The sequence below is a fragment of the Peteryoungia ipomoeae genome (assembly GCF_004912165.1).
GTDB lineage: Bacteria > Pseudomonadota > Alphaproteobacteria > Rhizobiales > Rhizobiaceae > Allorhizobium > Allorhizobium ipomoeae.
Genome location: NZ_STGV01000002.1, coordinates 307743 through 325350 on the forward strand (window position 1 = coordinate 307743; position 17608 = coordinate 325350).

At 60.8% G+C, this 17608-nt stretch carries 18 protein-coding genes; 8 read left to right on the forward strand and 10 right to left on the reverse strand.

The genetic code is table 11. The features are described 5' to 3' along the window. The first annotated feature begins 16 nt into the window (after positions 1–16). Positions 17–676: a ribosome biogenesis GTP-binding protein YihA/YsxC gene (gene yihA / locus FAA97_RS07915; protein WP_136597992.1), complete on the forward strand. Its 660-nt coding sequence runs from the start codon at positions 17–19 to the stop codon at positions 674–676. A gap of 133 nt (positions 677–809) precedes the next feature. On the opposite strand, the gene FAA97_RS07920 is transcribed toward yihA, so the two are convergent. The 3 genes from FAA97_RS07920 to FAA97_RS07930 form a co-directional block, all read right to left on the reverse strand. Continuing rightward, the gene (locus tag FAA97_RS07920) at positions 810–1367 is read right to left on the reverse strand and encodes a fasciclin domain-containing protein (protein WP_136597993.1); all 558 of its coding nucleotides are present in this window, start codon (positions 1365–1367) and stop codon (positions 810–812) included. A gap of 184 nt (positions 1368–1551) precedes the next feature. After that, positions 1552–2268, reverse strand: a complete 717-nt coding sequence (locus FAA97_RS07925) for an anti-sigma factor (RefSeq protein WP_136597994.1) — start codon at positions 2266–2268, stop codon at positions 1552–1554. Further along, positions 2255–2800: a sigma-70 family RNA polymerase sigma factor gene (locus FAA97_RS07930; RefSeq protein ID WP_136597995.1), complete on the reverse strand. Its 546-nt coding sequence runs from the start codon at positions 2798–2800 to the stop codon at positions 2255–2257. The genes FAA97_RS07925 and FAA97_RS07930 overlap by 14 nt, the downstream gene beginning before the upstream one ends. Before the next feature lie 159 nt (positions 2801–2959). Between FAA97_RS07930 and argB the strand changes: the two genes are divergently transcribed. Next, positions 2960–3847 carry an acetylglutamate kinase gene (gene argB, locus FAA97_RS07935; protein ID WP_136597996.1) on the forward strand — a complete coding sequence of 296 codons (888 nt, stop codon included), beginning with the start codon at positions 2960–2962 and terminating at the stop codon, positions 3845–3847. A gap of 24 nt (positions 3848–3871) precedes the next feature. On the opposite strand, the gene FAA97_RS07940 is transcribed toward argB, so the two are convergent. Together FAA97_RS07940 and FAA97_RS07945 are read right to left on the reverse strand one after the other, a co-directional pair. Beyond that, a complete protein-coding gene (locus tag FAA97_RS07940; protein ID WP_246041368.1) occupies positions 3872–5392 on the reverse strand; it encodes an MFS transporter in 1521 nt (506 codons plus the stop codon). A gap of 97 nt (positions 5393–5489) precedes the next feature. Next, entirely contained in the window at positions 5490–6404 is a 915-nt protein-coding gene (locus FAA97_RS07945) for an EamA family transporter (protein ID WP_136597997.1), read from the reverse strand. Positions 6405–6718: 314 nt separating this feature from the next. Here FAA97_RS07945 and FAA97_RS07950 point away from each other — a divergent pair, with 314 nt between their 5' ends. Next, positions 6719–7438: a pyrimidine 5'-nucleotidase gene (locus FAA97_RS07950; protein ID WP_136597998.1), complete on the forward strand. Its 720-nt coding sequence runs from the start codon at positions 6719–6721 to the stop codon at positions 7436–7438. A 111-nt stretch (positions 7439–7549) separates the two neighbouring features. Then, positions 7550–8239 carry an EF-hand domain-containing protein gene (locus tag FAA97_RS07955; protein WP_136597999.1) on the forward strand — a complete coding sequence of 230 codons (690 nt, stop codon included), beginning with the start codon at positions 7550–7552 and terminating at the stop codon, positions 8237–8239. A gap of 42 nt (positions 8240–8281) precedes the next feature. Here the strand turns inward: FAA97_RS07955 and FAA97_RS07960 are convergent, their stop codons facing one another. After that, on the reverse strand, positions 8282–9160 hold the full coding sequence (locus FAA97_RS07960; protein ID WP_136598000.1) for an LOG family protein: 879 nt from the start codon (positions 9158–9160) through the stop codon (positions 8282–8284). A gap of 137 nt (positions 9161–9297) precedes the next feature. Between FAA97_RS07960 and dapD the strand changes: the two genes are divergently transcribed. The 3 genes from dapD (at position 9298) to FAA97_RS07975 (ending at position 12232) form a co-directional block, all read left to right on the forward strand. Next, positions 9298–10161 (forward strand): 2,3,4,5-tetrahydropyridine-2,6-dicarboxylate N-succinyltransferase, encoded by an 864-nt coding sequence (gene dapD, locus FAA97_RS07965; RefSeq protein WP_136598001.1) that lies wholly within the window; start codon positions 9298–9300, stop codon positions 10159–10161. Between the two features lie 294 nt (positions 10162–10455). After that, positions 10456–11652: a succinyl-diaminopimelate desuccinylase gene (dapE, locus tag FAA97_RS07970; RefSeq protein WP_136598002.1), complete on the forward strand. Its 1197-nt coding sequence runs from the start codon at positions 10456–10458 to the stop codon at positions 11650–11652. Then, complete coding sequence (locus tag FAA97_RS07975; protein WP_136598003.1) at positions 11636–12232, forward strand: hypothetical protein; 597 nt, start codon at positions 11636–11638, stop codon at positions 12230–12232. Before dapE ends, FAA97_RS07975 begins: the two co-directional genes overlap by 17 nt. Positions 12233–12271: 39 nt before the next feature. Here the strand turns inward: FAA97_RS07975 and truA are convergent, their stop codons facing one another. The 4 genes from truA to FAA97_RS07995 form a co-directional block, all read right to left on the reverse strand. Further along, complete coding sequence (truA, locus tag FAA97_RS07980; protein ID WP_136598004.1) at positions 12272–13039, reverse strand: tRNA pseudouridine(38-40) synthase TruA; 768 nt, start codon at positions 13037–13039, stop codon at positions 12272–12274. Next, on the reverse strand, positions 13039–13983 hold the full coding sequence (gene fmt / locus FAA97_RS07985; protein WP_136598005.1) for a methionyl-tRNA formyltransferase: 945 nt from the start codon (positions 13981–13983) through the stop codon (positions 13039–13041). The genes truA and fmt overlap by 1 nt, the downstream gene beginning before the upstream one ends. A 69-nt stretch (positions 13984–14052) precedes the next feature. Next, on the reverse strand, positions 14053–14565 hold the full coding sequence (gene def, locus FAA97_RS07990; RefSeq protein ID WP_136598006.1) for a peptide deformylase: 513 nt from the start codon (positions 14563–14565) through the stop codon (positions 14053–14055). 69 nt (positions 14566–14634) lie between these two features. Continuing rightward, positions 14635–16146 (reverse strand): globin-coupled sensor protein, encoded by a 1512-nt coding sequence (locus tag FAA97_RS07995; RefSeq protein ID WP_136598007.1) that lies wholly within the window; start codon positions 16144–16146, stop codon positions 14635–14637. A gap of 180 nt (positions 16147–16326) precedes the next feature. On the opposite strand from FAA97_RS07995, the gene FAA97_RS08000 reads away from it, so the two are divergent. Continuing rightward, on the forward strand, positions 16327–17535 hold the full coding sequence (locus FAA97_RS08000; protein WP_136598008.1) for a DNA recombination protein RmuC: 1209 nt from the start codon (positions 16327–16329) through the stop codon (positions 17533–17535). Positions 17536–17608: the final 73 nt, after the last annotated feature.

Consider the following 17608-nt stretch of genomic DNA (forward strand, 5'->3'; position numbering starts at 1 on the left):
TACGAGAGGCTAGGCCATGCGCGACCCAAATCAGAGAAGTGACCATCCGTTGTTCGTTCGTCCTTGGATCTTCATCCGCGGCGTGCCTTCCATGGACTTCCTGCCGCCCGAAGGGCCGCTTGAGGTCGCTTTCGCCGGCCGCTCGAATGTCGGGAAGTCGTCGCTGATCAATGCCCTGGTCGGTCAGAATGGCCTTGCTCGCACATCCAACACGCCGGGCCGCACCCAGGAACTCAACTACTTCGTGCCGGATGGCTATTCGGGCCAAGCGGGTGATCTGCCGCCGATGGCACTGGTCGACATGCCGGGTTACGGCTATGCGCAGGCGCCAAAGGAACAGGTGGATGCCTGGACCAAGCTGGTGTTCGACTACCTGCGCGGGCGCGCGACGCTAAAGCGCGTCTACGTGCTGATAGACAGCCGCCATGGCATCAAGAAGAATGATGACGAGGTGCTGTCTCTTCTCGACAAGGCGGCCGTTTCCTACCAGATCGTGCTGACAAAGACCGACAAGATCAAGGCGGCCGGCGTGCCGCGGTTGATTGCCGAGACGCTGGAGAAGATCAAAAAGCACCCGGCAGCCTTTCCGGAGGTCTTGTCGACCTCGTCCGAAAAGGGCGACGGCCTTGAGGAGTTGCGCGCTGCGATCGGCGTGGCTGTTGGACAGCCGTCCTGAAAGCGAACTGCTTCAACAAAAAACGCGCCCGGCAATGTGCTTACCGGGCGCGTCCATGATGTTACAGTCCTCGCAAAGCAGACACCCAGCGACTGTCGTCTGGATAACACTGCCCTAGGACTGAAGGCCCTTCTTACATCTTCGGCAGGATCACCGCGTCAACGACATGGATGACGCCGTTTGACTGTTTCACATCGGCAATCGTCACCGTCGACACACCACCGTTTTCGTCGGTCAGTGTCACCTTGCCATCGGCGGCCTTGGCCTTCAGCACACAGCCACCGACGGTCGTCACATCGTGCTCGCCGCCGTCATCGGAAATCATCTTTACCAGGGCCTCGGACATCACATCCGCCCCCACGACGTGGCAGGTCAGAACCTTGGTCAATTGCGCCTTGTTCTCAGGCTTCAGCAGAGTATCGACAGTCCCCGCCGGCAGCTTGGCGAAGGCGTCATTGGTCGGGGCGAAGACGGTGAACGGGCCCGTGCCGGAAAGGGTTTCAACCAGACCCGCGGCCTGAACGGCAGCGACCAGTGTGGTGTGATCCTTCGAGTTGACTGCGTTTTCGACAATGTTCTTGGTTTCAAGCATTTCACCGCCGCCGACCATAGGATTGGCGGCATAAGCTACGGCAGCGCCTGCCAGGATGGCAGCCGAAAAAGCGAGGGGGCGAAGAGCGGTCTTGAACATACTCAGTTTCCTCTGTCCTTGGTGTTCTCGATCGTGTCCCGGCGTTCAGGCCGCCGGACATCGGGCTTGGTTCCCCAGCGGGAACACAAACAAGGACGGACGCTCCGGCAAACTAGTTTCAGGCTGCTCGAATAAAATCGATCGGATCAGAACAATTGCTTGAATATGAGAGAGGAATTCCTGGCTACTGCCGAACTTCGCCAAGTGCGATGACAGGGCCGGTGGCCTGACCTGTCGGTGAGCCACCATAGGGCTCGAGACTTACGGCAAGCACGACACCGCTTGTCAGGCGGGCACGCATGTCCTGCGGAACATCAAGCTCCCCCTGCCCCGTCTGCGGCAGAACGCCGAGGGAGATTGGCGTCTGTTCCCCCTCGACAAGCCAGAGTTCGAGTGACTTCTCCTCTTGGCCGCCACTGGCAACCGGGGTGAACGACAGGCGGCCTGAAGCTCCGTCATAACGGGCGTGGAGCGCAATCGCCTGATTGTTACCGGCGAGGTCCGCTGTCAGCACCGCTTGCGGCTTCGGGCGGAGACGTTCGGCATAGTCCAGACCGACCACGAGGCCGAGAGCGGCAAGGGAGACAAGGCTCAGCCCGCGCCACAAGACGAGGGAATTCCACAGGCCGACCTTGCTCGTCGGGACGGCGGCCGGGGCGACGAAAAGTCTCTCCTCAATTCGCGAGAACAGTTGATCCGGCGGAGCAACCTCCGCGTAATCCTCATTGAAGTGTGTAAGGTTCTCTTCCCAGCGGCGAACCATGGCGGCGAACTGCCTGTCGTGCCGAAGGCGTGCGTCGACCTTGAGACGCTCGGCACCGGTCAGGACGCCGAGGACATATTCGCCCGCGAGAACTTCATCCCGCGACCGATCACCCTTGCTCTGGTCAGGTGTGCTCATCCATGCACTCTCTCAGTTTCAACAGGCTGCGGCGCAACCAGGTTCGCATCGTATTCAATGGCACGGCGAAGTGCTCTGCCAATTCCTGATAGGACACGCCTTCGACATAGGCCCGGCGGACTGCCTGTGCCCGATCAGGATCCAGCGTCTCCAGGCAGCTGTCAATTCGCCCTCCCTCCGATCGCAGGACGGCAGTCTCCTCTGGATCGGGCGCCAGATCCGCTATGTCGAAGGCGGCCTCGATATCCTCGGTCTGCGGTCGACGCGCTCGCAGGCGGTCAATGCAATGGTACCGCGCAATAGCGCAGAGCCATGGATAGGCCTGGCCACCCTCGCCCGTATAGCTGCCGGCCTTGTGCCAAATCTTGACGAAGACATCCTGAAGCGCCTCTTCGGCCTCCCCCCGGTCTTTGAGCATACGAAGGCAGATTGCGAAAAGTTTCGCTGAAATATGGCGATAGAGCAAGGAAAACGCGGCGCGGTCCTTCAGGGCGACGCGCGCCAGAAGCCCGCTGATCTCGTCACGCACCATGGAAACCCCTCATGCAGCATCGCTACTATAGCGCGGCATCATCGCGGCACAATGCGACGACACGAAGAAGCATGTCACGCGCAGCTTATATTCTGGCGCGATTATTCCATCGACGCCGCACATGCGCTAAAAGGCCCCGAACCAAAAAGAGGTTACCCGATGACGGCTTCTGAAAGCGAAATCCAGGCACGGCTGCTCGCCCAGGCGCTGCCCTTCATGCAGCGCTATGAAAACAAGACCATCGTGGTCAAATACGGCGGCCACGCCATGGGCAATCCCGAGCTGGGCAAGGCCTTTGCCGCAGACATTGCGCTTTTGAAGCAGTCCGGCGTCAATCCGATCGTCGTGCACGGCGGCGGCCCGCAGATCGGCGCCATGCTGGCCAAGATGGGCATCGAATCGCGCTTCGAGAATGGCTTGCGGGTCACCGATCAGAAGACCGTCGAAATCGTCGAGATGGTGCTTGCCGGCTCGATCAACAAGGAGATCGTCGCTCTGATCAACCAGACCGGCGAATGGGCAATCGGCCTGTGCGGCAAGGACGGCAACATGGTGTTTGCCGAGAAAGCCCAGAAGAAGGTGCGCGATCCCGACAGCAACATCGAACGCGTGCTGGATCTCGGTTTTGTCGGCGACGTGGTCGAGGTCGATCGCACCCTGCTCGACCTTCTGGCGCGCTCGGAGATGATCCCGGTTATCGCGCCCGTGGCCCCCGGCCGCGACGGCGCCACCTACAACATCAACGCGGATACCTTTGCGGGGGCGATCGCCGGCGCGCTCAATGCCTCGCGCCTGCTCTTCCTCACCGACGTGCCGGGCGTGCTCGACAGGGACGGCAAGCTGATCAAGGAACTCTCGGTCGCCGAAGCCCATGCCCTGATCAAGGACGGTACCATTTCCGGCGGCATGATCCCAAAAGTCGAGACCTGCATCGAGGCGATCCAGGCGGGGGTTCAGGGTGTGGTCATCCTTAACGGCAAAACGGCGCATTCGGTGCTGCTGGAGCTGTTCACCGAAACCGGCGCCGGCACGCTTCTCGTTCCCTGATCGAGGCCAACCAGCCCCTGTCCATCACTCGATCGGCAGGGGTTCTTCCGGTGCGGGGCTTGCCGGCCTCGTGGTGCGCATCAGGCAGACGGCCACAAGCACCACGGCATAGGCAATGAAATTGTAGATCAGCCCGAGCGCCAGCGCCTCGGCATAAACCGCCTTGCCGGTCAAACCGTCGGCTGCATTGCGCGCGAGGTCGGAGAAGAAGATCTCGCTGACGATCGCAATCCCAAGCACGCTTCCCACCTGTTGAATGGCCTGCAAGGCACCAGAACCGGCGCCTGCATCCTGCGGCGGCACGCCCGCCAGGACGAGCTGGAACATCGGTGCGATTGCGATACCCATGCCAAGGCCGCTCAACAGGAACCATGGCAAAAGGGCCATGCGGTCGATGCTTTCGCCAACGGATTGGACCTCGCCGCGCAGCAGGCCCATGCCGATGATGACCATGATCACGCCGACGACGACGCGAATGCGCGGTGCGATGGTGCCGATGCGCCCCGAGATCAGCGAGGCAAAGAACACGCCAGCGGAAAAGGGCACGGTGGTCAGGCCCGACTGCAGCGGCGTCAGGCCATAGCCTTGCTGCAGGTACATGGCGAGGATCAGGAAGAAGCCGGGCAAGGTGGAAAAATAGGTCGCGGTCATCAGTGCGCCGATGACGTAGTTGCGGTTTTTCATCAAGGGTACAGGCAGGAGTTCGGGCTTGCCCAGCCTATGCTGGCGTCGCTGCCAGAGCGCGAAGGCAAGAGCGGACGGCAGAGCGAGCGCAAACATCAGGAAACACCAGAGGGGCCAGCCGAAGGTCCGCCCCTCGATCAGCGGAAAGATGACGCAGAAAATCGTAAGCGCAGCGAGCACGATGCCAAAGACATCATTCTTCAAGCCCGGCTTCGGCGGCAATGCCGGGATCAGCCGCCAGCCGAGCAGGATCGTGCCGAGACCGACGGGGATATTGATCAGGAAGATCGGGCGCCAGCCCAGATCAAAGACGTCGAGAGCGATCAGCCAGCCGCCCAGAATAGGTCCAGAGACCGAGGCAAGACCAGCACTCAATCCGAAAAGGGAAAAGGCGGCGGCACGCTCCTTCGGCGGAAACATCATCTGGGCAATGGCCAGAACCTGTGGGGTCATGATCGCCGCGCCAGCCCCCTGCAACAGGCGAGCAACCACGAGTGAGCCGATGCCTGGCGCCAGGCCACACAGAAGCGATGCAAAGGTAAACGCGGCCACGCCGGCGAGGAAGACCTGCTTCTTGCCTCTGATATCTCCCAGCCTTCCGAAAGGGAGGAGGCCGAGGGCAAAAACCAGTACGTAACCGGCAACGACCCACTCGATTTGGCTTGATGTGGCGCCGAGTTCAGATTGCAGGCTCGGCAGAGCGACATTGACGATGGTCACGTCGAGCAGATTCATGAAATTCGCCAGCATCATCACGGCCAGGGCCGTCCAGCGCTTCGGATAGGGATGAGACCCGGATGCCTGGTGACCCTGCGGCACGATGCTGCCCTCACGCATTGCTGCAGGCGCGTCTGTCGTCATCTTGTCTCTCCCCGCCCTCAGGCGCGCTTGGCTGAATGGACCCTGCCTGCAGACGGCATGCGGAGTGCAACAGTTTGGAAATGACGCTCACGCAGCGTCAGACCAGGATAAGTATCAACACGCCGGCAACGATCAACAGGCAGCCCAAAATCTCCAGGCGATTGATCTTCTCCTTGAACACGAACACCGCAGAGGCAAACGTGAAAAGCATCTCGACCTGCGCCAGCGCCTTGACCACGGCCACCTGCTGCAGCGTCATGGCGATGAACCAGCCGAAGGATGCGGTCGCGCCGACAAAGCCCACCATCGCACTGGTTTTCCAAACAGCCCGAATCCGGGCGAACTCATGACGCTCGCGCCACAGCATCCAGACCAGCATCGTGACTGTCTGAATGACGATGACAACGCAGAGCGTATAGCCCGCCTGCACCACCGCATCTGGTTCCGGCAAACTTGGCGCAAGTGCCAGCGAGGCGGCACGATATGCGGTGCCCGATATTCCGAAGAAGAAGCCGGAGGCAAGACCAATCAGGGCCGTGGGACTGCCGACCGAGGTAATCAGGGCAAGTGGCCTGAGAGGCGTGCGCGCCACCGAGATCGCCATGACGCCGAGGATCGACACAAGGATTGCGGCAAGCGTGCCCGAGGTGATCGTCTCGCCGAACAAAAGCAGGGCGACGAGCGCGGCCTGGGCGGGTTCTGTGCGCGAATAGGCGGTTCCAACAGCAAAGTTGCGGAAGGAGAAGAGGTGGACAAGGAGGAAGGTTGCGGTGATCTGGGCGAGCGCACCAACAACCGCCCAGCCGGCAAAGACAAGGTCCGGCACCGGCATCGGACGGTCAAGGCCGAACTGCAGGATGGCGAGATAGAGGAAGGCGAATGGCAGGCCGAAACCGAAGCGCACGAAGGTCGCGCCAGTCGTTCCCATCTGGCCCTTCAGGTGTTTCTGCAGGGCGGAGCGCATGTTCTGAAGGAAGGCACTGCCGATCGTGATGATGGCCCAAAGTTCCATGAAGTCTGATCCGGATTGGCCGCGGCATTGTGCGCGAAGGCGGCTGTCTTGGGGGAAGGGTCGCGGCGTGTGGTCTTCGCCGGATCAACGGTGGGAAGAAAGCTTTGACACGACCTTGTGAAAACGCGACGGCAGGCGCTTGCGATCCTGAAGGACCACCCGCGTGCCAGATGCGCATGTCGGCATTTTCTTTCCCATTTGCCTCAAATAGCACTTCCCGTAACACCGACAAAACCTATTTTGCCCTGACGCCGACAGACCTGATCCTCAGCCGACGCATTCCCATGCAGCCCGGCCTCTGCCATAAGACAGTCATGACCCTACCTCAAAAACTCCCCTCGCCCGCCGATTTCGCCCATGTCAAAGACTGGGTGTTCGACCTCGACAACACGCTTTATCCGCATCACATCAATCTGTTCGCGCAGATCGACCGCAACATGACGGGCTTCGTGGCGGAACTGCTGCAAATGGAGCCGGACGAGGCGCGCATCCTGCAGAAGCGCTATTACCACGAACACGGAACGACGCTGGCGGGCCTGATGCTGCATCATCAGGTCGATCCGAATGCCTTCCTGGAACGGGCGCATGCAATCGACTATTCCCCGCTCCTGCCCGACGAGACCCTGGGCGCGGCAATCAAGCGTTTGCCGGGGCGCAAGTTCATCTTCACCAACGGGACCGTCGCCCATGCGGAGGCCGCTGCCCGCGCGCTCGGCATCCTCGACCATTTCGACGACATCTTCGACATCGTTGCCGCGGATTACGTGCCAAAGCCGGCGAGCGCGACTTACGACAAGTTTGCAAGCCTCAACCGTCTGGACACGAAGAATGCGGCGATGTTCGAGGATCTTCCGCGCAATCTCATGGTACCGAAGGCGCTCGGCATGAAGACGGTACTTCTGGTGCCACGTAATCTGGGAAGAGCTATCCTCGAAACCTGGGAACGCGTGGATCACATTGACGAAGACAGCGTCGATTTCGTCACCGACGATCTGAGCGGCTTTCTCGGCCGGATTCTTGATGAGGCCGCATAGGGCTGGCAAAGCTTACCAAAGTTTCATCCAGCTTACCGAACGTTAAGTAGGGATAAGGGCATCGGCGAGGTAGCTTCGGGACATCGAAACAGGTGACCGAAAGGAACCAAGATGAACGGCAAGACCCTTACTCTGACCGCTGTGGCGGCCTCTCTTCTCCTCAGCACGGCAGCTTCAGGCGCTTATGCCCAGGGTCATGGCGATCGGCGCGGCCCCGGTCGCGGCGGCCCCGAAGTTCGCTTCGTGCAGATGCTGCAGATGGCCGACACAAACAAGGACGGCAAAATCTCCAAGGAAGAAGCGACCGCTGCCGGCACGACCCTTTTCACCACGATTGACGGCGATAAGGACGGCGTTCTGACCCCCGGCGAAATGCGCCAACACCGCGAAGCGATGCGCGAAGAGCAGAAGGCCGCCCGTGAAGCCATGCGGGCCGAGCGAAAGGCTGAGCGCGAAGCAGCCCAGGCCGATGCACCAACTCCGCCGCCAGCCGATGCACCAGACCAGCAGGCGATGAATGGGAATGGTCAGGGAAGCGACGGCAAGGGGCATGACGGCAAGCGACACGGCGGAAAGCATCACGGCTGGCACGGCGACCGTGCCGACCGAGGTGAGCGTGGTGAACACGGCAAGCGCGGCGCAGCGCGCATGATGCGCATCGCCGACACCGACGAAAACGGTCAAATCAGCCAGGCAGAAGCGACAGCCATGGTGGACAAGATGTTCACCCGGATGGACCGCGACAAGGACGGCTTCATCACCGCGGACGACATGCCGAAGCGCCCGATGATGTTCCGCTAAAGTCGGGCATATCTATCATTTCCGATCCGAGTGGCGGCCCCTTTATGGGGCCGCTTCTTCGTTGAGGTCATAAAAATCGGCAATGATCTGCCAAGCCTCTTCTGCCGTCTCGGCGAAATGCAGGAGATCGAGATCCTCCGGTGCAATAGTGCCAAAGGCCGCGAGCGCCTCGAAATTGATGATGTCGTGCCAGAAAGCCCTTGAGAACAAAATCAAGGGGATCGGCGCCATACGCTTGGTCTGGATCAGCGTCACTGTCTCGAAAAACTCATCGAGCGTGCCGAAACCGCCCGGGAAGAACGTGATCGCCTTGGCGCGCATCAAAAAATGCATCTTGCGGATGGCGAAGTAATGAAAGTTGAAGCTCAGATCCGGCGTCACATAGGGGTTCGGTGCCTGCTCGTGCGGCAAGACGATGTTGAGGCCGACCGATGGGGCACCGACATCGGCCGCGCCCCGGTTGCCGGCCTCCATCACACCCGGGCCACCGCCCGTTACGACGACATATTCGTGATAGTCGCTGCGTAGTGCCTGCTTCGAGCAGAGTTGGGCGAACTTGCGGGCTTCCTCGTAATAGATCGAGGCGTTTTCCAGATTTTTTTTCTGGATGTCATTCTTGGCGGCCCAAGCGGCCTCGCCCGGCGCCGGAATGCGGGCACCGCCGAACATCACCACGGTCGACTTGATGTTCCGTTCGGTAAGGATCATTTCCGTCTTCAGGAGTTCAAGCTGCAGGCGCACCGGCCTCAGTTCTTCGCGACAGAGAAACTCGTCATCGGCATAGGCCAGGCGATAGGACGGCGAGGCCGATTGCGGGGTTTTTGGAATGACCTCTGCCGTCTGCCGGTCGGTTGAGCTGTCCTTCAGGGGATCCCAGGAACCGTCCTTGCGCCGCAGCTTGCCATTCTTCAACTTTTTCATGCCTTTTCCTTTCGCTCGCACAGATCAGCCCCAGCTGTTTTCAGACAGCTTGGAATGCGCTAGAGCTTTGCGCGATTTTTCGATCAGATGATGATCGCTTCATCCCCACGGTAGACAACGAAGTTTAAGGAATCCAGATGAGCGCCTCCGATCTCTCCCAGCTCGAACACGTCATCGAAGCGGCCTTCGAGAACCGCGACACGGTCTCGACGACCACAACGGGCGAGATCCGCGAGGCCGTCGAGGATGCGCTGAACCTTCTCGACAGCGGCAAGGCCCGGGTTGCGACTCGCGGCGAAGACGGCAACTGGACGGTTCACCAGTGGCTGAAGAAGGCCGTGCTGCTCTCCTTCCGGCTGAACGACATGGAGGTCGTCAAGGGCGGCCCGGGCGCATCCACCTGGTGGGACAAGGTGCCGTCGAAGTTCGAAGGCTGGGGCGAAAGCGAATTCCGCTCGGCCGGCTTCCGTGCCGTGCCGAATGCCGTTGTCCGCCGCTCGGCCTATGTGTCGAAGGGTGTCGTCCTGATGCCGTCCTTCGTCAATCTCGGTGCCTATGTCGGTGAAAACACGATGGTCGACACCTGGGCGACCGTTGGCTCCTGCGCCCAGATCGGCGCCAATGTGCATCTTTCTGGCGGCGTCGGCATCGGCGGCGTGCTTGAGCCGCTGCAGGCGGGACCGACGATCATCGAGGACAACTGCTTCATCGGCGCGCGTTCGGAAGTGGTCGAAGGCTGCATCATTCGTGAAGGCTCGGTGCTCGGCATGGGCGTCTATATCGGCAAGTCGACCAAAATCGTCGACCGCGCCACCGGCGAAGTCATGTATGGCGAAGTCCCCCCCTATTCTGTCGTCGTTGCCGGCTCCATGCCGTCATCGGGCAATGCCGTCATGGCCAATGGTCTTCCGGCACCGCACCTCTATTGTGCCGTGATCGTCAAGCGCGTTGACGAAAAGACCCGCTCGAAGACCGGCATCAACGAATTGCTGCGCGACTGATCGTTACCTGACCGGATCGGGCGGCGGCTTGGCCGTCGCCCGTGCGGACCACCCATCCCGACACGATCGGCCGGCAATGCGAGTGGTTTGCGAAAGCTTCACAGCTCTGCCGCGGAGGCACCGCAGAAGCGGCACAATGCTGGTTCAATCATCGCCTTCCTGTCGGATTTGCCGCGCCTGATGACGCGCTTGTGCGGATGACAGGGACGGTGCGATCCGTTACATCTCGCAGTGATCTCAAGCTTCCCTCGACTGCCACCAGCCGGCCGAGGCTCCAATCCCGCAAAGCGCCCCATGAACACGACAAATCCACTTGAAGTCCTGCAGGCCCTGGTGCGCTGCCCCTCCGTTACGCCCGCCGAAGGCGGCGCGCTCAGCCTGCTCGAATCGCTGCTTGCGCCGCTCGGCTTTACCGTCGAGCGGATGACGGCGCGGGATGACAATACGCCTGACATCGAGAACCTCTACGCACGCGCAGGGACCACTGGGCCGCATTTGATGTTTGCCGGTCACAGCGACGTCGTGCCTGTCGGCGACGAGGCCGCCTGGAGCCTGGGGGCGTTTTCCGGCGAGGTGAAGGACGGCATGATGTATGGCCGGGGCGCGGTCGACATGAAGGGTGGCATCGCCTGCTTCATTTCCGCCTATGCCCGGCTTCTAGAGGCCGGCAAGGTTCCTTCCGGCTCAGTATCCCTGCTGATCACCGGCGACGAGGAAGGTCCGGCGGTCAACGGGACCGTAAAGCTCCTGGATTGGGCAGCGTCACGCGGCGAACGCTGGGATGCCTGCCTGGTCGGCGAACCCACCAACCCGGATTTGATCGGCGACATGATCAAGATCGGCCGGCGTGGCTCTGTTTCAGCAACCGTGACCGTCAAGGGCGTGCAGGGACACGCGGCCTATCCGCATCTGGCCGACAATCCCGTGCGTGCCGCCCTCGCCATGGCGACGGCCCTGATGACGCCGCCTTTCGACGAGGGGTCGAAAGACTTTCAGCCCTCGAACCTTGAGGTGACGAGCTTCGATGTCGGCAATCCGGCAACAAATGTCATCCCGTCGTCTGCGAGCTTCAAGTTCAATATCCGGTTCAACGACCACTGGGGTGCAGACAGCGTGAAGGCCGAGATCCTCCGCCGGCTCGCGGCTTCGGCGGCCGATCCTGCCCTTCGGCCGGGTCGGGATGCCATTGGATATGACGTGGTCTGGTCGGAGCGACCAAGCCACGTATTCCTGACGCGCGACAATGCGCTGATCGCTTCGCTGACGCGCGCCGTTGAGACGGTCACTGGCCGCGTGCCGAAACTGTCGACGACCGGCGGCACGTCGGATGCCCGCTTCATCAAGGATTATTGCCCGGTGGTGGAATTCGGGCTTGTTGGCCAGACCATGCACATGGTCGATGAGCGTGTGGCCATCTCTGATCTCGAGACGCTGACTGAGATCTACCAGACCTTCATCGAGCAGTGGTTCGCCAATGCCGTCGCTGCGTGAGGTCGAGATCTACCTCAAGGGCCTCTGGCTGCTGTTCCGGCAGCAGCCGGCAGGGCTCGCTTTCCTGGACCTGTCCGACCGGGGCGCCCTGCGCTCCTTCTGGTCGGCGCTTTGGTCCCTGCCGGCCATCCTGGTTTCCTTTGCCTGGTGGCGGCTCCTCTATCTGCAGGAACTTGCCCCCTCGCAGAGCGTCGGCGGCCTGTTCTTCTTCCGCCTCGCGCTCGTCGAAGCGACCAACTGGATCGTGCCGCTCGTTCTGGTCGGGCTTGTTTGCTGGGTGATCGGCCTCGGTGACAAGTTTTCTTCAATCGTCGTCGTGGTCAATTGGCTCGCGCTGCCGATTTCCTACGCCTATGGCACATTGATCCTGATGCTGATGCTGGTGCCGTCGGCGGCCGGCTTCGTGACGCTTCTGTGGTTTGTTCTGACCATCCTGCTGATCACCACGCTTTTCCGTGTCTTGCGGATGGTGGTCGGCGACCAGGTGCTGACGCTGTCAGCATTGATCCTGGTGCTGCTCGTGCCGTCGATGATCCTATCGGAATGGCTGCAAGCCTATCTGGGCATTCTGCCGGGCTGACGATCTCCACGACCTTCAACGCCTTCTCCGCGCATTCGCCTAGGGCTGGCGCTCGGGATCGCCGGGGTAATCGACCTGCAGGAAGAACAGTCCCTCCGGCGGGGCGACGGGACCGCAGGCCGAGCGGTTGCGCGCTTCGAGGGCAGCCCGCACGTCGGCAGGTGTCATCTTGCCCTCGCCGGCGAGTTTCAAGGTGCCAGCGAAGGAGCGGATCTGATTGTGCAGAAAGCTCTGGGCAGAGGCGCGGATCTCGATGAGATCGCCGGTGCGGCTCACATCCAGCCGGTCAAGCGTCCGCACGGGATTCTTCGCCTGGCAATGGACGGAGCGAAAGGTGGTGAAGTCGTGATGGCCGACGAGCTCTTGTGCCGCTGCGTGCATGGCCTCATGATCGAGGAGCTTCGGCACCCACCATGCACGTTTCGCCTCCAGCGCCAGGCGTGCCGGACGAGTCATGATGCGGTAGAGATAGTGCCGTCGCAGCGCGGAAAACCGGGCATCGAAGGTCTCGTCCACCGCCTGCACCTCAAGGACCGATACCGCCTCGTTGGCCATTGCCAGGTGAGCGTTCAGGGCGTTGCGCAACTTGTGCGGTTCCCAGGCGCGTTCGAGGTCGGCATGAATGACCTGCCCCATCGCATGCACGCCGGAATCGGTGCGACCGGCGCCACGTATAGAGATGGTCTTGCCCGTCAGCGCCAGGATCGACTGCTCCAGCGCGGACTGGACGGAATGGCCGTTTTCCTGCCTTTGCCATCCGACATAGGCCGAGCCATCATATTCGACGGTCATCCGGAAGCGGGGCATCAGGCGATCACCATGCCCTTGGCGACCGGTGTGCCACGCAGGAAATCTTCCGCGCCGAGCGCCTTTCCACCAGCTTTCTGCAGCCGCACAAGGCGGACCGATCCGGATGCGCAGGCAATCGTCAACTGATCATCGAGGACCGTTCCGGCGGTCGCCTTTTCTCCCTCGGCCTCGTGAACATGCGAGGCAAGCAGCTTCACACGCTCCGGCTTGTCATGCAGCGAGAGTTCCATCCATGCGCCCGGAACGGGGCTAAGACCCCGGATGTGATTGTGGACCTCTATCGCGGGGCGATTGAAATCGACGCGGGTTTCGGCCTTATCGATCTTCGCAGCATAGAGAACGCCGACATCCGATTGCGCCGCAGTCTCAAGCACGCCCTGCTCAAGCTTGCCGATCGCTTCGACCATGGCGTCCGCACCGACGGCGCTCAAGGCATCGTGCAGTTCGCCGGCCGTCATGTCAGGTCCGATCGCCACGCGGCGCGTGAGGGCCACCGGCCCGGTATCGAGGCCCTTGTCCATCTTCATGACCATCATGCCCGTCTCGGCATCGCCGGCCATGATGGCGCGCTGGATCGGTGCGGCGCCGCGCCAGCGTGGCAAGAGGGAGGCGTGGCCGTTATAGGCGCCCAGTCGCGTGCCATCGAGAATGGCCTGCGGCAAGAGCAGACCGTAAGCGACGACCACTGCGACATCGGCGTTCAGGCCGACGAAGGCCTCGACATCTGCGGGATCCCGAAAGTTGAGTGGGTGGCGCACCGGAATACCGAGTGCCTCGGCTGCCTGTTGCACCGGTGACTTCTGCAGATCAAGACCACGACGCCCGCCGGGACGCGGCGGCTGGCTATAGACCGCGACAATCTCATGGCCGGCAGTGACCAGCGCCCTGAGGGTGGGAACCGAGAAATCCGGTGTGCCCATGAAGATGATGCGAAGTGCCATGATCGTCCCGCCTTTTGAAGTCAGGGAGAAGCATCGGGCCGCTGAGCAGCCCATGCCAGCGCGTGTCTGTCAGATCTTCTGGCGAGCGGCCTTGGTGAACCGCTTGATGACCATTTCCCGCTTCAGTCGAGAGATGTGATCGATGAACAGAACGCCGTTCAGATGGTCGATTTCGTGCTGCAGGCAGGTGGCCAGAATGCCATCGGCGTCTGTCACCTGTTCCTTGCCATGGCGATCGATTGACTTGACGCTGATCGACGCCGGTCGTTCGACCTCGGCATAATAGTCGGGGATCGACAGGCAGCCTTCTTCATAAACCGAGCGCTCATCCGAACTGGTGATGATTTCCGGATTGATGAAGACGAGCGGCTGACGGTCTTCGCCCTCCTTGGCCACATCGATGACCAGCAGGCGGCGGGGAACGCCGACCTGGATGGCGGCCAGGCCAATGCCCGGTGCTTCGTACATGGTTTCCAGCATGTCATCGACGAGCTGGTTCAATTCGGAATCGACACGCTCGACGGGCTGAGACACCTGTCTGAGCAGTGGATCCGGCAAAATGATAAGAGGCTTGATGGTCATGGCCTCCCTTAGCGCAAGTTGGAAACGGAGGAAATGGAAAAACGCGTCCTCCGCATCTCCAGGCCTGCGTCAGGCGGCATAAAGGCGGGAGCTGCCGGAAGCCGGGGGCATGCGCGTCTCCGGCTCCGACCGCGTCTTGATGTGTCCCAGGAGCTCGACCAGCCGCGCGACTTCGGCCCGAAGCAGGCGCGTTTCCTCCGAGGTCTGCTCAACCATCTCGCTGTTCTCATGCGTCAGCGCATCGATCTGGCGCGTCGCATGGTTGATCTCGTGAAGGCCTTGCGCCTGATCTCGGGCTGCCACCGCGATGTCTGAAACGAAGGCATTGATCTCGTCGATCCGCGCGATGATATCCGTCAGCGCTTCACCGGTTCCCGTGACAAGATTGACACCTGCCTTGACCTGATCGGAGCTCTGCGAGATCAGCTGCTTGATTTCCTTGGCGGCATCGGCGCTGCGCTGTGCAAGCTGGCGTACTTCCTGCGCCACGACGGCAAAGCCCTTGCCGGCGTCGCCGGCACGCGCCGCCTCAACACCCGCATTGAGCGCCAAAAGATTGGTCTGGAAGGCGATCTCGTCAATGACGCCGATGATCTTGAAAACCTCGCTTGACGACTTCTCGATGGCATCCATGGCCGAGACGGCCTGGGCGACGACGGATCCCGAGGAGCGTGCCCGGGTCTGCGTGTCGCGCACGGCATTCGAGGCCTGTTCCGCATTGCCCGCCGTTTGGCCGACGCTGACGGACAACTGCTGCAGCGCAGTGGAGCTTTCCTGCACGCCGCTTGCCTGGCGGGTGGTCCGCGCGGCCAGTTCGTCGGCGGCATGAGCGATCTTTTCCGTGCCCGCATGAATGCCCGCCGAGGCATGGCGCACGGCGCCGAAGGACATGTTCAGTCGATCGACGGTCTCGTTGTAGAAGTCAGCCATCTGGCGGAAATTCTCCGGCAGATCGGTCGACATGCGGGTCTCGAAATCGCCCCTTGCAAGGCATTCCAGGCCTTTCCGAAGATGGTCCATGGCAATGACTTGATCGGCTTCGACACGCGCGCGCTCGGCCTCCAGATCCTCTCGGCGCTTCTCAAGCTCATCCAGATAGACGGAAATTGCATAGTCCATGTCGAGCATGGCGGCTTTCACTATGGCGCGCTGCCTTTCGGCTATGCGGGTGACATGCTGGCGACCAAAGGGAAACGGCCAGGATTTGGCAAGCACGCCGGCGAGCAACTCCCCCACCAGCATCGAGTAGCCGCCGATATACCATCGCGGCTCAAGCCCTATGCGCGCATGCGTCTTGCCGACAGCGGTCACCCCCTTGATATAGCTCTCATCGAACTGGCCTTGCGCGACCTTGTCCCAATGACCGACCTGGGCTGACTTGGCGCCATTCATATGGGTCTTGTCGCGGAAGAAGCGTGCAAGTGCCGGGGTGCTGGAAACCTTTGCATAGAACCTATCGAGAGCGCCGCCGATCAGCGATTGGATCGTTGGACGAAGTTCGGCCAATGTCTCGCGTGTCTGATGATTGATTTCGAGAAACTCCAACCGCTCGGCGAGATCAGTGTTGTTCTTTTCGGTCATAGGGGTTGGTTTCACTTACACGTTGTGATGATTTTCGTTCAATTTCGCACTGATTTCTAAACACTGAATAAACGATGATCGCTTTGCCGAGCAGATTTTGGATCTGCGGAACGTCGACAGACCAAGGCCTTGTTCACTCTTTGATCTATTCTCGCACCGCGAATCTGGTAGAGTGTCCCGATGAACATTCAAGATATCCCATCGCTCACCATCGGCTCCGTCACATTCCCCTCAAGCATCGTGGCGAGTATCCTGGCGGCAATCATTCTCCTTCCGTTCATTCTGCTGGTGCTGAGCGCCATAGGCGGCGCACGGCGCCGCGCGGCCATGATGGAGGAAGCCTTGCGCCGGGACGAAGCTGCAGAACTTCGGCTGGCCGAGTTGTTGAAGGCACAGGCGGAAATGCAGGGGAGACTTGCGACCATGGCGGAAGTTTTTGGCAGCCGACAGGCCGAACTCAATCAGTCCATTTCGCAACGTCTCGATGGAATGACACACAGGCTCGGCACCACGATCACCGAGCAGACCAAATCGACGCATGACAATCTGAGAAGCCTGCAGGAGAGACTGGCGGTCATCGATGCGGCGCAGAACAACATCCAGTCGCTGGCGAAAGACGTGGTCGGGCTGCAGGCGATCCTATCCAACAAGCAGACGCGTGGCGCCTTCGGCCAATCGCGGATGGAAACCATCGTCGCCGATGGCCTGCCGATGGGCGCCTACGAGTTTCAATCCACCCTGTCGAACGGCTCACGACCGGACTGCACGATCCGGATGCCCAATGCCTCGCCGCCGCTGGTGGTGGACGCAAAGTTTCCGCTGGAAGCGTGGAACGCCATTCGTGATACGGAAAACCCGGACCACAAGAAGGTCGCCCAGCAGCAGTTCCGACGCGATATGGATGTGCATGTCAGGGACATCTCGGAGAAATACTTGATCACTGGCGAAACGCAGGACATGGCCTTCCTGTTTGTGCCATCCGAATCCATTTTCGCGGAGATCCATGAAAACTTCGAGGACATCGTTCAAAAGGCACACAAGCGGCGGGTCGTGATTGTCTCGCCGTCGCTGCTGATGCTGTCTATCCAGGTCATTCAAGCCGTTCTCAAGGACCAGCGCATGCGCGAACAGGCGCACCTCATCCAGGGCGAAGTGGTACGCCTCATGGAGGATCTCAGCCGGCTGGACGATAGAACCCGCAAGCTGCAGAGCCATTTTCTTGCCGCTCAAAAGGATGTGGAACAGATCCTCACCTCCTCGGACAAAATCACCAAGCGTGGACAAAAGATCGAGGCGATGGAATTTCAGCAAGCCAGTGACGATGGGTCTCACCGCCCGGTGGATCATCGAAACGGCACGCTCAAGCTGAGGGTTGTTGACGAAGACTAAAGGGCTGGTTCAATAAGCCGATCAAATCACGACCAGCGCCGGTGAAGGCGCGTCAAGCAGGGAAACAGCCGGC